Here is a 14,354-nt window from a genome sequence, read left to right on the forward strand (position 1 = left end):
CATTACATGAATCATTTACCACGGTTTTGCAAAAAGCAGTGCTACCCTTTAAAACATTTATTGGCAGCAACGCAAAAACACGTTTTTTACTTTGAAAAACGTGTTTTGTGTGTTTGTTTCATCTAGCGCTTTCTTGACCATTCTGATCGGTGTTTCCATGGTATTTTCGGTGTGTAATCGCCGAAATCGTAATACTGATCTCATATAAAATAAACATCGGCACAGTAACAAACAAATGCGAAGTCAATTCAGGTGGTGTAATAATGCCAGCGATCACAAGCAAGGCAAAATATGCGTATTTACGGATTTTCCGCAAAAATGCTGGCGTGACCACTCCTAGCCTCGTTAAAAACATCACAACTACGGGAAGCTGAAACAAAAGCCCAAAAGGGATTGTCAATTGGAACAAAAATGAAAAATATTCATTGATTCCATACATCTCATTTATTTCCAGGCGGTCGGCCATTTGCCCCATAAAGGAAATGACAAAAGGCAATAAAATAAAATAGGAAAAAGCAATGCCTGCCAGAAACAAAAGGAAAGCAATTGGAATGTATGCGAGCGTCGCTTTTTGTTCGTTTTCTTTTAATCCCGGTGAAACAAACGCCCATAATTGGTACAAAATCACTGGGATAATAAGCACAAGCGCCGTTATCACAGCAAAGTTCATATAGACACGAAGTGGGTCGGTCAATCGAAAAGCATTAAACGGCATATCGGCAGCTTGGGGGGAGTTCTGCAAAAACGTAATAACAGGGACCGCCAAGAAAAAACCGCCAACAAGCGCGACAATAAAAAAGGCGAGGACCACAAAAATCCTGCGCCTTAGCTCTTCCGCGTGATCCATAATGGACATGTCTTCCATTGGGACACGCCCTTTTCTGCCTTTACGCTTTTTCTTTTTGGACGTTTGTTGATTTGGTATCATCATCGTCATCCGCTAATCCTTTGGTAGCATTTTTAAACTCACGCAATGTGCTTCCCGCTGCTTTTCCGAGTTCCGGCAGCTTTTTCGGCCCGAAAATCAGCAATGCGACAAGTGCAATTAATACGACACTCCCTACAGAAAGTCCTCCCATTGTTGTTGCCTCCTTCTTATAGTGGGTAATGCTTTAAAAAGTAAACAAGCGCTTGCAGTTCCACTGCAAGGTCGATATGATGAACGCGAATATGTGCTGGTACTGATAAGCGCACTGGGGTAAAGTTTAGGATCCCTTCAATTCCCGCTTTTACGAGACGGTCGGCACTTTTTTGCGCCTGGGAAGCAGGCACAGTCAGAACGGCGATCGAAACATTTTGCAACCCAATTTCTTCAAGCTTGTCCCAGTTATACACGGGAACTTCGCCGACTTGCGTACCAATTTTCTTTTCATCGACATCAAAGGCATGGGTAATTACGGTATTGTTGTTTTTCGAAAAATTATACTGCAATAATGCAGTTCCAAGATTTCCTACACCGACTAAAATCACGTTTGTCCGCTCATCTTGGTCTAACGTCTCCCTAAAAAAAGAAAGGAGATATTGGACATTATACCCATACCCTTTTTTTCCTAACGCACCAAAGTAGGAAAAATCTCTTCGAATTGTTGCAGAATCTACTTTCACTGCCTGGCTTAATTCAGTTGAAGAAACCCGCTGTTTTCCGGCAGCATGCAAGCTTTCGATAAAGCGGTAATAAAGCGGCAAGCGTTTTGCTGTTGCCTGAGGAATCTTCAGTTGTTCTGATTTCATGTCCGCCCCTTTCTGAGCTTTGGCTGCTGGCGCAGCATGATTCAACTCTATTGTACACGATTTTCGCTAAAATGAAAGAGCTCTCATTATGAACCTTTATTGTTGTTTGTGTCCAAATTGATGTACACTTATTAAAGAACTTATTATGAACGCGAGGTTTGCTTTTTATGATTGTACTACAATGCGTAAACGTATCAAAGGCTTTTGGCACCGAACCTGTGCTCGAACAGGTGAAATTAGAAGTACAGGCGAAAGATCGAGTCGGCTTAGTCGGGCGAAACGGGGCAGGCAAATCGACGCTTTTAAAAATTATTACCGGCGAAATTAGCCAAGATACAGGCGAAATCGTCATCCCTAAGCAAACCACAATCGGCTACCTTGCCCAGCATACTGGGCTTGCTTCAAACCGTTCCATTTGGGATGAAATGCTTGAAGTGTTTGCGCCGCTATTGGAAATGGAACGCTCACTCCGTTCGTTGGAACAGCAAATGGCCAATCCAGAGGCGATAGGGCAAAACAGTTACCAAAAACTGCTTGCAGAATATGACCAGTTGCAGCTCGCTTTTAAAGATTCCGGTGGTTACCAATACGAAGCAGATATCCGCAGTGTGCTGGCCGGACTCCATTTTCATCATTTGGATTACAGCACAGCGATTTCCACGCTTAGCGGCGGGCAGAAAACAAGGCTCGCTTTAGCCAAATTGCTCCTTTCAAAACCAGATATTCTTGTCCTCGATGAACCAACGAACCATCTGGATATGGAAACATTGTCTTGGCTCGAACAGTATTTGGCTAACTACTCTGGGGCGATTTTAGTCGTTTCCCATGACCGTTATTTTCTGGACAAGCTTGTAACCAAGACAGTGGAATTATCACGGGGCAAAACCACAACATTTTATGGGAATTATAGCCATTACCTCGACGAAAAAGCAAAACGTTATCAACAAGCAGTCAAACAATACGAGAAACAGCAAGAGGAAGTCGCCAAATTAGAAACGTTTATTGCCAAAAACATTGCCCGTGCTTCGACTACGAAACGGGCCCAAAGCCGAAGAAAGCAACTCGAAAAAATGGACATGATTGATCGTCCAGATGGCGAAAAATCAGTTGTTTTTTCGTTCGGCATTAACAAGCAAACAGGAAATGACGTGCTCACCATTCGTGATTTGGCTGTCGGATACGAACAAGACACGGTTTTTGAAGGCTTGCATTTATCATTAACACGAGGTGAATCAGTCGGTTTAATTGGTGAAAATGGAGCAGGCAAATCGACGTTATTAAAAGCAATCACGCAACAACTCTCTCCACAAAAAGGTTCGATCATTTACGGCAGCAATGTCGTTATTGGCTACTACGATCAAGAACAAGCAAAACTGTCGAGCAACAAAACCATTTTGCATGAATTATGGGACGAGTATCCCTCTACTCCCGAAAAAGACATTCGCGCGGTACTTGGGCGATTTTTATTTACTGGCGAAGACGTACTAAAATCCGTTTCCTCACTAAGCGGCGGCGAGAAAGCGCGTGTCGCACTCGCCAAATTAATGATGCAGCAAGCCAATTTTCTCATTTTAGACGAGCCAACAAACCACTTGGACTTGGATGCTAAAGAAGTATTGGAAGCCGCACTGCTTGACTACCCAGGGACCATTTTATTTGTTTCCCATGACCGTTACTTTATTAATCGCCTCGCGACGCGAGTTATCGAATTGGATCAAGGTGGCATAAATGTCTATTTGGGCAATTACAATGACTATCTTGAAAAAAAACGGCAAAACGCCGAGCGTGCTGCCTTGAAAAAAGAAGAAACCCCAAAAAAACAGGCAGCGGAGACAGACCGAAATACGTTTCAGCTTGATAAAGAGGCCAAACGGCAAGAGCGGCAAAAAAAGCGAAGGATTGAAGCAATTGAAACAGAAATGGAACAAATTGAAGCTTCCATTTCCACTCTTCACCAACAACTTGCTGACCCAGACGTTTATACCGATCATCAAAAGGCGCAAACGATCCAAGCCGAACTCGAGCAGCAAAACAACGCTCTCGAAACATTAATGGAAGAATGGGAAATGCTATCGACATAAAACAAACAGCCTAGAGTTATTAGGCTGTTTGTTTTTAAAATGAGGAAAGGGGCAACCCTGGCCGCGCGTTCATGGCCATATTCCCAGAAATGCCACGTAACCACATGCTATGGGCACAGGCGCCGATCATCGCAGCATTGTCCGTACATAATGATAGCGGCGGAACCAATAACGTTACGTCTTTGTTGGCAAACGCCTCTGTCAGTGCTTTGCGCAGCCCCTTATTAGCAGCCACTCCACCGGCAAGTACTACTTGCTTAACGTCAAATTGCGTTTGCGCTCTTACCGTTTTAGCAACCAGGACGTCAACAACACTTTCTTGAAACCCTTTTGCGAGCGCTGCCCGGTCGGTTTCGATTCCCCGCTGTTTGTCATTGTTCAGCCGGTTGAGCACAGCCGACTTCAGGCCGCTAAAGCTAAAATCATAGCTGTCCTTTTCCAGCCACGACCGCGGCAAGTCAAGTGCCGCTTCCGCTGTATCCGCTAATTGTTCCACATTCGGGCCGCCTGGGTAAGGCAAGGCAAGAGCTCTGGCGACTTTGTCGTATGCTTCTCCCACTGCATCATCCCGCGTTTGCCCAATTACTTGGAAATGCCCATCTTTCTCCATATAAATAAGTTCCGTGTGCCCCCCGGAAACGACTAAGGCGAGCAACGGGAACTGTAGCTTCGTAACGAGTTGGTTTGCATAAATATGCCCAGCAATATGATGAACGCCGATTAGCGGCAAACCATGGGCAAAAGCAATCGCTTTAGCAGCATGGATACCTACTAAAAGAGCGCCGACAAGACCCGGTCCCTCAGTCACTGCAACAGCCGTTAAATCCTGGTAAGTCACATTCGCTTTTCCCAACGCTTCCTCTACGACGGCAGTCACTACCTCTACGTGGTGCCTAGAGGCTATTTCCGGCACTACCCCGCCAAAACGGGCATGGCTTTCCATTTGAGTCGCGACAACATTCGAGCGAATCGTATCGCCATTTTCAATGACGGCCGCTGCCGTCTCGTCGCAACTCGTTTCAATTGCTAGTATCGTTGTCATTTAGCTTCACCCACATGACCCACGCATCTTCTTGGTTGTCTGCGTAGTAATTTTTTCGAATTCCAGCTTTTCGGAAACCAAGCTTTTGATATAAAGACTGGGCTGACGTATTCGATACGCGCACTTCTAAGGATAGGCTCACGACGCCCAGTGCCTTTAACCACTCCATCGCATAACGCATTAAGCTTTCTCCATAAGAATGGCCGCGGTAATCGGAAGAGACTGCCACATTGGTAATTTGCGCTTCATCCATCACTTTCCACAGTCCACAGTAACCAACGACTTTCCCGTCTACGACGACAACATAGTAACAAGCGAATTGGTTTTTCGTCAGCTCTGTTTCAAAAGCTTCCCTTTCCCATGGCGTCGTAAAGGCATCACGCTCAATCAGCAGCACCTCGTCGATGTCATCTAGCACCATTTGTCTAATATAAGCCTTCGTGTCTGTCCTTTTGTGCACGCTGCCAGTTCACCTCCGCCTCTGCTTGGCGCAAGTACATTGGCTCAAACGCATGGACATGTTGAACAGGCTCCCGCTTGCTCGCAAGCGCACACAGCTCGCCAGGCCGGGCATCAGCAAGCATCCTAGGGGCGAATACAGCCTGTTCCCCAAGTGTTGCCACAATCGTTTCACGGTGAAGACGGGTATCCTCGCCGACAAACAAAAACGGGCCATCGAGCGTTTGCAAATCGGAGAGCCAGTCTGTTAAAGAGCTATGCCTATCAGGCAGTTCCATCGTTATGTCCCGAGCCCCCCCACTGCGATAAGCACCTGTAAACACCGTTTGTCGTCTCGCATCAATGATCGGGACAACATAGCCATTAAAATAGGCACCTGCTTGTGCCATAAGCTCAATCGTGGAAATCGCCACAAGCGGAAGGCCCAGCGTCCAAGCCAATGTCTTCGCAGCTGTTGTCGCCATCCGCACTCCTGTGTAAGAACCAGGACCTTTCGCAACTGCAATAACATCAAGATCGCCTGGCTTTATCCCTACCTCTTGTAAAAGGGCTTCTACAGCAGGCATGAGCCGCAGGGCATGATTCTTTTTCAACTGTGTCATGTATTCCCCTATAACGGTATCACCATCACTTACAGCGACACCAAGCTTATAGGAGGATGTATCCATTGCTAAAATTTTTGCCATTGCATGAGCCCCTCCAAACGTGTCCGATTCCCCTCGCCGACTGGTTTTAGGATCAGCTCCCTTTTTGTTTCACCAAGCAAATGAATCGTACAAGCAAACCGGTTGTTCGGAAGCGCTTCTTCCAAAAGGCTTGCCCACTCTACAACCGTTACGCCGTCCCCATAGAAATATTCTTCCAATCCTAAGTCTTGAACTTGTCCTTCTGCTCGGTATAAATCCATATGATAAAAGGGCATCTTGCCCTCATATTCTTTAATGATCGTAAACGTTGGGCTATTAACGACACCATTTACGCCAAGAGCAACGGCAATACCTTTCGCAAAATGGGTTTTTCCTGCCCCAAGGTCGCCATCGAGCGTCACGACATCTCCAGGCTTTAACATGCTTCCAAGTGCCGCAGCTAGCTCAATCGTTTCCTCAACTGAATTTGTTTCTGCTCTCCAGTTAGTCATGTCATCACCTACGTTTAAAATGATTGTATCCACTCATTTGCAGCGCTTGTTCACCTGTTTCAGAAGCCAAGAAAACCGCTGGCTCTCCGGCGCGGACAAACCCTATTTTATATAAATGCCTTCCTTGCTGCTGTGCTGCTTCACAGCAAGATGAAAATGCGCTATCGGTCATTGTCCCCACCAACTGGAAATCCTCTCCGCCATTCAAACTCCATTTTACCCTTTTTTCCGGCAAAACAGAATCGATTTGCGGAGAAAGCGCCAACACTTTCTGTTTATCCAGTACGAGTTGGACAGCGCTCGCTTCTGCGATTTCCATACTCTCGCTCGCCAGCCCGTCGCTAATGTCATTGAGCGCTACTCGATAAGGTTGTTCAGCCAACATCTTTCCCATTTCCACTTGTGGGACTGGTTCCTGATGCATTTGCACATACTGTCGTTCCTGTTCTGTAAATACCCCAAACCGGCCCCGCTGATCAAGCAACTCCAATCCAGCCGCAGATCCGCCAACAGGCCCCGTTACAAATACGACATCTCCCGGCTGAGCTTGGCTTCTGAAAAGAGCGCGACCTTGCTTGACACGTCCTATTGCTGTCACAGAAAGAACAAGGGAATCTTTTATGGAGACTGTATCGCCGCCAATTAAATCCATGCCGTAACGGTCGCCAACTGCCCTCATTCCATCATAAAGTGCTGTCAGTTCTTCGTCGCTCCAACTTGAGGGGATCGCAATCGAAACCAAATAAAATTGGGGAACGGCTCCCATCGCCGCCAAATCACTGACATTGATCGCAAGCGCTTTTCGGCCAATTTGAAACGGACTTAATGTGTCTTTACGAAAGTGGACACCTTCTACCATGGCATCTACACAAACAACTTCATCCCAAGCATCCTTTCCTGCATAAACAGCCGCATCATCCCCAATCCCACGCTTTAGCCTCTCCTGGTATGTTTCCCGCGGCACGATACTGCGAATAAAGGAAAATTCATCGTCCATGTCAGTACCCCTTTCTTTAAAAGGCTCTAAAACAGAAAAAAGCCGAGACATCAGCCTCAGCTTTTGGTATTGCGGGGGACGGATTTGAACCGCCGACCTTCGGGTTATGAGCCCGACGAGCTACCAGACTGCTCCACCCCGCGTCGCTATAAATAAATGGGATTTTGCTTTGCTATTGTTTGAAAGAGGATGACTGTCTCTTCCTCTGCTTGATCATTCGAAGAAGATTTTTGCGTCGAGACAACTCACTTCGTTCGTTGCTCCACCCCGCGTCGCTATAAATAAATGGGATTTTGCTTTGCTATTGTTTGAAAGAGGATGACTGTCTCTTCCTCTGCTTGATTATTCGAAGAAGATTTTTGCGTCGAGACAACTCACTTCGTTCGTTGCTCCACCCCGCGTCGCTATAAATAAATGGGATTTTGCTTTGCTATTGTTTGAAAGAGAATGACTGTCTCTTCCTCTGCTTGATCATTCAAAGAAGATTTTTGCGTCGAGACAACTCACTTCGCACTGTAGTGTTTAGCTACTAGCATTTCCGTCGACAACAATTAATATACCATATTTATTTTATAATAACAATGATTTTTTGATAAAAAAGCAAATAAAATTGGTTGTGTTTCTTTGAAAATAGGAGTATAGTAAATTTCAAGTCTTTTTCATGACAGTTTCGTGACAAAAAGGAGATGATTTTATGAAACGAGCATTACGTATGATCCTGCTCACACCTGTCGCGCTTATACTTGGAATTGTTCTCTTGCCAGCACTAATCGCAGTGGATTTGCCGATGTTTACGCAGTTTATTGATTCTATTCTCTCAGGCAACCACAGATCATAACTTTTTCGTTTGGCTACGATATATAAAAACGGCGGATATATCCGCCGTTTTTTTTAGTTTACTGCTGTTATTTTTATAGCAAGCTTTTCCTTACTGCTTCCTGAAACTCGGCAACAATGTTTTGGCCATCCTCAATTCCTACTGAAATCCGGATAAGATGCGTCCCAATGTTTAATGCCTTTCTCATTTCTTCAGGTACAGACCGGTGGGATGTGTTTAATGGATAAGAAATCGACGTTTCTACTCCAGCTAATGTGGGTGCAACTTTAACGAAAGTAAAGGCGGAAAAAAAGCGTTCGACACTAGCCTTCTGTTCAAGCTCAATGCTAACAATCGCCCCGTTTCCTTTTTCAGAGACAAATGGTGGGTAGTAAACATGCTTCACGCCATCCGTCTCCTGCATCGTTGTAGCCAGCTCGGCTGCATTTTGGCATTGTCTTTCCATGCGCAGAGCAAGCGTTTTAAGGCCGCGGCAGGCAAGCCATGCTTCAAATGGGCTCAAGTTGCTGCCTAACGCAATCACACGTGCCCTCGCTTGATTGACAAGTTCCTGTCTGCCTACGATTACACCGGCGGTTACATCACTGTGCCCGCCAATATATTTGGTAGCACTATGGATGACCAAATCTGCTCCTAACGCATAAGGCTGCAACAAATATGGCGTCGCAAACGTGTTATCAACGATTACTAAGAGGTCATGTCTTTTAGCTGTGTCAATCAAACCCTCCAAGTTCTCTACTCGAACAAGGGGATTGGAAATCGTTTCGGCAAATACGCCCTTTGTATTGCTTTTTATATAAGCTTCCCAATTTTCGTTTGGATGAACAAAACTTACTTCAATTCCAAATAAAGAAAGCTCTTTCTCAAGCAAAGCATACGTGCCTCCATACACATCCATCGTCGCAATTAGATGGTCACCTGTTTTACAAAAAGCTAATATTGCACAAAGAATAGCCGACATCCCTGAAGAAGTAGCTACTCCGTCTTCTGCACCTTCAAGCAAAGCTACCCCTTTGCCAAGGTCATCTGTATTCGGATTTCCATACCGGGTATACAAATAGTCCTTTTCGCCTTCGAAATATTGTTCCATATCGGCTAAATCCTTAAAAACAAAGGCTGAAGTTTGGTAAATAGGCCGTGCTTTGCTTTGATTTTCCCCTTTTTCTTTTTGCAAAAAATGGACAGATTTTGTATTAAAAAATGGTTCCACGCTTCTCTCCCTCTCTCCTATGCTCTTAGGTTCCATCCAACAATAAAACCAAACAGCGAGCCGATAATAGATGTAACCAAGTAAATCATTGCTTGTTTACGCTTTTTGAGGCCCCATAGCTCATATGCTTCCATGCAAAAAGTCGAAAACGTCGTAAATCCACCCAACATACTAACAAACAACAACTCAATCCCTTCCGGCAAAGGGCTGGCCAAAACCCATCCTAACATCACACAACCACTAATATTGATGATAAATACCGCCGTCATTAATTGAGGTTTCTTTCTATATTTCAACCAACACTCACTTACAGCAAACCGTAAACACGCCCCGACTGCGCCACCAATCATTATATACATCATCTCGTCCACTTTCTTGCTCCTAAAACAGATCCGAGCGCGACAAAGCCAATTCCCCCTGTAACAGTGGCCAACAAATAAACGCTTCCTCCAAACAAATGACCGTTTTCCAACATGGCGATCGTATCAGCCGCGAACGTGGACATCGTTGTAAATCCGCCAATCAATCCGACGGTCATGCCTTTTTTCACCGCAAGAGGAACAGATTTCCTCAAATGTAAAATCGGATTAAGAAAACCTAAAAGAAAACATCCGCCGAGATTTGCAGTAAAAATTCCCCATGGCCAGTTGTGAAAAGGGAAGATAATCGTTAAGATAAAACGAAAAGCACTACCGAGGGCGCCTCCTAAAGCGATGGCGGCGTAGGTATAGACAAGTTTCACGTAATTTGCCCCATTCTGTAAGATTAAACCGATTTTACTATAAGTCCATTCCTTTAGACAACTTGTTTTGAATGAGCCCATTCATTTTCCCATATAGATAAACTGATACTTAATAAAGAAGGTGATAACATGGATATTATTTTACTAAAATTAAGCGCCGCCCTGTTTTCAGGCTTCCTGATTGGCATTGATCGGCAAATCAAACATAAGCCACTCGGTTTAAAAACAAGCATGGTCATTTGCATCGCTAGTTGTTTAATCACCATCGTCTCAGTAGAAGCATACATGCATTACTCATCCGCTGGTGAAGGAACGCAAAACATGGACCCAATGCGACTTGCTGCTCAAATCGTCAGTGGCGTTGGTTTCCTTGGAGCAGGGGTTATTCTACGCAGAAGCAACGATGTTATTTCCGGACTAACAACGGCAGCCATGATTTGGGCAGCATCTGGAATCGGCATTGCCATTGGCGCCGGTTTTTACGTCGAAGCCCTTATCACAGTCATACTCATTCTCATTGCAGTTAACTTCATTCCAGCTTTGTTAAAACACATAGGTCCTACATCACTAAGCCAAGTGGATGTTGCCCTTCGCGTTGTCATGTTTGAAGAAGCAGACTCTACACACTTGATTAAACGACTGCAACGAAGAGAAAGTACTTGGAAAGAACGGAAACAAAGAAACATCGTAATTCGAGACGTGAAAATAAAAGATATTGACCAAGGCGGCCAACAACTAGACATGTCTCTTTCGATTCCAAGGACAATGTACATGACAGAGTTATACGATCTCGTCAAGGAAATTGAACATGTAAAATCAGTGGCAGTCGAACAACGGTAATGTGATTGCCAAGGACAGCTGGCGACTCCTTTCCATGGGAGTTGCTCTTTGCTTTTCTGGACTGTTCAGGCTAGAACCCGCGCGGCTCGCGTTTTTTTATATGCCCATATCACCCGAAACAGCTGCATAGGTTCGACTGTTGCTCACAGTAACGTTGTAGTGGATCCGGCAGAGCCTGAAAAATTCCGACCTTTATTGCCCACACGTCGGACTGATAGCGTTCGTACATACTCTATTAAAATACCAAGTCTCTAAAATATTAATATGAAAATAAAATATGCGATTTTTATATTTATATTTTTTCCTTTAAAATGATAGAATAGTTATTTAACTCTTCAGTGTTGCATCCCATCTGTTGTTAAACAAAACCGATACCTCTAGGAGGAATAAACATGAGCAACGACATATTGAAAGGTCTAGATGATACTATCCAAGCCGCAATGTCCGACATGAACGTACCCGGCGCACAGGTCGCCATTATCAAAAATGGTGCGGTCATTTATTCCGAAGCTTTTGGATATGCCAACTTGGAACAAAACATTCCAATGACACAAGATCATCTGCTGCCTATAGGCTCCTCTACCAAGTCGTTCACAGCAGCTGCTGCCGCGATTTTAGTAAGTGAAGGGAAATTAAATTTAGATACGCCGATCCGGACGTATATGCCGGAATTTGAGCTTTTCGACCCGGTCGCTACGATACAGGCCACGACGCGTGATTTACTGTGCCACAGAACAGGGCTTCCAAGGCACGAGTTTATGTGGGTTCAATGGGATGATATGAACCGTGAAGATTTAGCGGTCAACCGGATTCGTCATTTAAAGAACAATATCCCGTTCAGAAGCGGTTTTCAGTATCAAAATCAAATGTATGCCGTCATTGGCTATTTAATTGAAAAAATTAGCGGCCAGACATGGGAACAATTCGTCGAAGAGAAACTACTTGCGCCGCTGGGCATGCAAGATTACAGCTTCCGCATTCCATATCCAGATCCAAGCGGCAAATACGCGAGATTGTATACGCCGAACGAGGATGGCGTGAATGAAGAAAATGTGCCATTGCTGATCGATGCAATGGGGCCCGCCGGTTCCATTAATACGACCATTATCGAATTGGCCAAGTGGATCGCCTTTAATCTGAGTGGCGGTAAAGCAGAAGACCATCCGTTGATCGATCCGCCCACTTTTCAAGAACTGTTCAAGCCGGTCATTCCCTATCAGATCCTGCCATTTGATTTCCCGGAACGAGTGAGGGTTGGTTATGCGCTCGGGTGGACGGTCGACTCTTTCCGCGGTCATAAAGTGGTGGATCACGGCGGAAATGTGAATGGAGGCTCTGCATTAATCTCCTTTATGCCAGATGAAAATATTGGCATCGCCATTTTGACGAACGCAAATAGCAATTTGTTCGGAACGGCGTTATCTATGGAAGTATATGACCGCTATTTAGACTGCCAAGGCCAAAACAATTGGTTTTCTTCATACCAAGATGGAATGAACGCTTTACTAACTGCGATGAAGGGTCAGCTTTACGCGATCTATGATACAAAAATCGAAAACAAGCCTTGCAGCCATCCTTTAGAGGAGTATGCAGGGACGTATACTCACCCTGGCTATGGAGATATCTACATTACGGTTCAAGGCGACGCACTGCACATGACCTATCACGACAATTCAATGGGTGTCAAACATCTGCACTATGACATTTTTACTTTTGAATTATTGAGCGGTCCACTTCCCATTTCCTTTGCTACGGGCTTTGATGGCCAGATTAACTCGTTAAGCATCCCGTTTGAAAGCGCAGTCGAACCGATCGAATTCATAAAGAAACAAGAGGTCTGAACTATAGGCTAGGACGGAAATCGCCAAAGGGGAAAAAGTCATGTTGGGAGATCTATTACGAGAAGCAAGAAAACAAAAAAGCCTTACTCTAACTGAACTAGCCAAACAGATTGGAATCACACCGGGTTATTTGTCCAATCTAGAAAACAACCGGCAGGAGCCGTCTTTACCGATGCTCCGTCACCTTTCTGAGAAGCTGGACATTCCGGTAACAATGCTATTTGCCGAAGAAACAACTGATGAGGTGGTCGTACTGCGGAAAAAAAGAGAGACCATCAATTAAGTTTCTCAATCTGGCCCAAGAATGTGAGGTTTTGACACCGCTGGCATGGCGAAGCGCTCAGCCTCCAGAAATCGAAGTGCTCCGTCTCTCTGTCCCTCCTCATGAACGGATCACGACGGAGGAAGTATCTATGGATACGGACGAATGCATTTATGTCCGCGAAGGCCAGCTTGAATACCGCTATGGCAATGAAGCCGTAACTATTGAAGAAGGTGGCAGCATTTTTATACCTAGGAACACCGGACATTATCTTTTTAATCCAGGTGAAACCCCGACGGCCATTCTATGGATTAACAAGTCCGCGATAGGAGGCTAGCTCATTGAACAAAAACGTTTCATTTAAACTGAAGGGAGAGAAAATCAGAGATTTAAGACGTGAGCGGGGGCTGTCCTCCACGGTTTTGGCTGAATTGATCGGTGTCACCCCTGCCTACATTTCGCAAATTGAACGGAATTGGGCGGAGCCCTCTTTGTCGATTTTTCGTAAGCTTGCCAAAACACTAAACGTCGAATTGCTGTCTCTCCTCGAATTTGAAGCGCCGTCAGAAATAGGCAATATTCATCCGCTGCTTCCTACACATAACAAAAAAGACACCTTTCAGGTGTCTTTTTCATTGCCCGGCAACGTCCTACTCTCGCAGGAGGAAGCCTCCAACTACCATCGGCGCAAAAGAGCTTAACGGCCGTGTTCGGCATGGGAACGGGTGTGACCTCTTTGCCATTGTCACCGGACCCTACTTCAGATAAGCGGCGAATTTCTTCGAGCACTCCTGTCCTCGAACTCCTCGCTTCTCTTCGTAGTTCTTTTTTGACTTCAGATAAGCGGCGAATCTCTTCGTCTCGTTCGTGATTCTTCTTCAGTCACGTACGTTAGTACGCTCCTTCAGTCGAACACTTCCGATCCTCGACCTTCTTGCTTCTCTTTGTCAATCGTTTTACTTCAGATGCGGCGAATCGTTTCGTCTGCACTGAAGGATATGGAAAGAATCGGTGATTCTTTCAAAACTAAATCCGAAATACTCAATTGTCAAGAATGTATAGGATAAGTCCTCGACCGATTAGTATCAGTCCGCTCCACGTGTCGCCACGCTTCCACTTCTGACCTATCAACCTCATCATCTCTAAGGGGTCTTACTGGCTTACGCCATGGGA

At 45.1% G+C, this 14,354-nt stretch carries 17 protein-coding genes, 1 tRNA gene, 2 rRNA genes and 1 pseudogene; 7 read left to right on the top strand and 14 right to left on the bottom strand.

Annotated elements, in window-relative coordinates:
* Nucleotides 1–118: 118 nt before the first annotated feature.
* The 3 genes from tatC to N6H06_RS18950 are packed head-to-tail and all read right to left on the bottom strand — an operon-like array spanning nt 119 to nt 1,731.
* On the bottom strand, nt 119–865 hold the full coding sequence (tatC, locus tag N6H06_RS18940; protein ID WP_062750382.1) for a twin-arginine translocase subunit TatC: 747 nt from the start codon (nt 863–865) through the stop codon (nt 119–121).
* Between the two features lie 22 nt (nt 866–887).
* On the bottom strand, nt 888–1,079 hold the full coding sequence (locus tag N6H06_RS18945) for a twin-arginine translocase TatA/TatE family subunit (RefSeq protein WP_011245729.1): 192 nt from the start codon (nt 1,077–1,079) through the stop codon (nt 888–890).
* Between the two features lie 16 nt (nt 1,080–1,095).
* Nucleotides 1,096–1,731 carry a redox-sensing transcriptional repressor Rex gene (locus tag N6H06_RS18950; RefSeq protein WP_062750383.1) on the bottom strand — a complete coding sequence of 212 codons (636 nt, stop codon included), beginning with the start codon at nt 1,729–1,731 and terminating at the stop codon, nt 1,096–1,098.
* 167 nt (nt 1,732–1,898) lie between these two features.
* On the opposite strand from N6H06_RS18950, the gene N6H06_RS18955 reads away from it, so the two are divergent.
* On the top strand, nt 1,899–3,812 hold the full coding sequence (locus N6H06_RS18955) for an ABC-F family ATP-binding cassette domain-containing protein (protein WP_213029562.1): 1,914 nt from the start codon (nt 1,899–1,901) through the stop codon (nt 3,810–3,812).
* A 34-nt stretch (nt 3,813–3,846) separates the two neighbouring features.
* Here N6H06_RS18955 and tsaD read toward each other — a convergent pair whose 3' ends face one another.
* The 6 genes from tsaD to N6H06_RS18985 form a co-directional block, all read right to left on the bottom strand.
* Nucleotides 3,847–4,854: a tRNA (adenosine(37)-N6)-threonylcarbamoyltransferase complex transferase subunit TsaD gene (gene tsaD / locus N6H06_RS18960; RefSeq protein WP_263707704.1), complete on the bottom strand. Its 1,008-nt coding sequence runs from the start codon at nt 4,852–4,854 to the stop codon at nt 3,847–3,849.
* Entirely contained in the window at nt 4,832–5,275 is a 444-nt protein-coding gene (rimI, locus tag N6H06_RS18965; RefSeq protein ID WP_263707711.1) for a ribosomal protein S18-alanine N-acetyltransferase, read from the bottom strand. The genes tsaD and rimI overlap by 23 nt, the downstream gene beginning before the upstream one ends.
* 4 nt (nt 5,276–5,279) lie before the next feature.
* A complete protein-coding gene (gene tsaB, locus N6H06_RS18970; RefSeq protein WP_263707705.1) occupies nt 5,280–5,999 on the bottom strand; it encodes a tRNA (adenosine(37)-N6)-threonylcarbamoyltransferase complex dimerization subunit type 1 TsaB in 720 nt (239 codons plus the stop codon).
* Complete coding sequence (gene tsaE, locus N6H06_RS18975; protein WP_263707706.1) at nt 5,984–6,451, bottom strand: tRNA (adenosine(37)-N6)-threonylcarbamoyltransferase complex ATPase subunit type 1 TsaE; 468 nt, start codon at nt 6,449–6,451, stop codon at nt 5,984–5,986. The genes tsaB and tsaE overlap by 16 nt, the downstream gene beginning before the upstream one ends.
* A 4-nt stretch (nt 6,452–6,455) precedes the next feature.
* Entirely contained in the window at nt 6,456–7,448 is a 993-nt protein-coding gene (thiL, locus tag N6H06_RS18980; protein ID WP_213029566.1) for a thiamine-phosphate kinase, read from the bottom strand.
* Nucleotides 7,449–7,517: 69 nt separating this feature from the next.
* Nucleotides 7,518–7,591 (bottom strand) — tRNA-Met (locus N6H06_RS18985).
* Nucleotides 7,592–8,142: 551 nt separating this feature from the next.
* Between N6H06_RS18985 and N6H06_RS18990 the strand changes: the two genes are divergently transcribed.
* Nucleotides 8,143–8,286, top strand: coding sequence for a hypothetical protein (locus tag N6H06_RS18990; protein WP_193754535.1), 144 nt, complete (start codon nt 8,143–8,145; stop codon nt 8,284–8,286).
* A 73-nt stretch (nt 8,287–8,359) separates the two neighbouring features.
* Here the strand turns inward: N6H06_RS18990 and N6H06_RS18995 are convergent, their stop codons facing one another.
* From N6H06_RS18995 to N6H06_RS19005, 3 genes are read right to left on the bottom strand one after another with little or no spacing between them, the layout of a single operon-like run.
* Nucleotides 8,360–9,496, bottom strand: a complete 1,137-nt coding sequence (locus tag N6H06_RS18995) for a trans-sulfuration enzyme family protein (RefSeq protein WP_213029567.1) — start codon at nt 9,494–9,496, stop codon at nt 8,360–8,362.
* Between the two features lie 17 nt (nt 9,497–9,513).
* Entirely contained in the window at nt 9,514–9,858 is a 345-nt protein-coding gene (locus tag N6H06_RS19000) for a fluoride efflux transporter FluC (protein WP_064505362.1), read from the bottom strand.
* A complete protein-coding gene (locus tag N6H06_RS19005; RefSeq protein WP_062750391.1) occupies nt 9,855–10,238 on the bottom strand; it encodes a fluoride efflux transporter FluC in 384 nt (127 codons plus the stop codon). The genes N6H06_RS19000 and N6H06_RS19005 overlap by 4 nt, the downstream gene beginning before the upstream one ends.
* A gap of 129 nt (nt 10,239–10,367) precedes the next feature.
* Between N6H06_RS19005 and N6H06_RS19010 the strand changes: the two genes are divergently transcribed.
* The 5 genes and pseudogenes from N6H06_RS19010 to N6H06_RS23200 form a co-directional block, all read left to right on the top strand.
* Nucleotides 10,368–11,078: an MgtC/SapB family protein gene (locus tag N6H06_RS19010; RefSeq protein ID WP_062750392.1), complete on the top strand. Its 711-nt coding sequence runs from the start codon at nt 10,368–10,370 to the stop codon at nt 11,076–11,078.
* A 392-nt stretch (nt 11,079–11,470) separates the two neighbouring features.
* Complete coding sequence (locus tag N6H06_RS19015) at nt 11,471–12,919, top strand: serine hydrolase (protein ID WP_263707707.1); 1,449 nt, start codon at nt 11,471–11,473, stop codon at nt 12,917–12,919.
* Nucleotides 12,920–12,959: 40 nt separating this feature from the next.
* Entirely contained in the window at nt 12,960–13,202 is a 243-nt protein-coding gene (locus tag N6H06_RS19020; RefSeq protein WP_062750394.1) for a helix-turn-helix domain-containing protein, read from the top strand.
* Nucleotides 13,203–13,233: 31 nt separating this feature from the next.
* Complete coding sequence (locus N6H06_RS19025; RefSeq protein WP_213029569.1) at nt 13,234–13,518, top strand: cupin domain-containing protein; 285 nt, start codon at nt 13,234–13,236, stop codon at nt 13,516–13,518.
* Nucleotides 13,519–13,522: 4 nt separating this feature from the next.
* Nucleotides 13,523–13,729, top strand: a pseudogene (locus N6H06_RS23200) (helix-turn-helix domain-containing protein); the annotation flags it as partial.
* An 89-nt stretch (nt 13,730–13,818) separates the two neighbouring features.
* Here the strand turns inward: N6H06_RS23200 and rrf are convergent.
* Together rrf and N6H06_RS19035 are read right to left on the bottom strand one after the other, a co-directional pair.
* Nucleotides 13,819–13,934: ribosomal RNA gene (gene rrf, locus N6H06_RS19030) — 5S ribosomal RNA — on the bottom strand.
* Nucleotides 13,935–14,240: 306 nt separating this feature from the next.
* Nucleotides 14,241–14,354, bottom strand: a 23S ribosomal RNA gene (locus N6H06_RS19035); the annotation flags it as partial.

It is taken from the genome of Shouchella tritolerans (assembly GCF_025770735.1).
Classification (GTDB): domain Bacteria; phylum Bacillota; class Bacilli; order Bacillales; family Bacillaceae_D; genus Shouchella; species Shouchella tritolerans.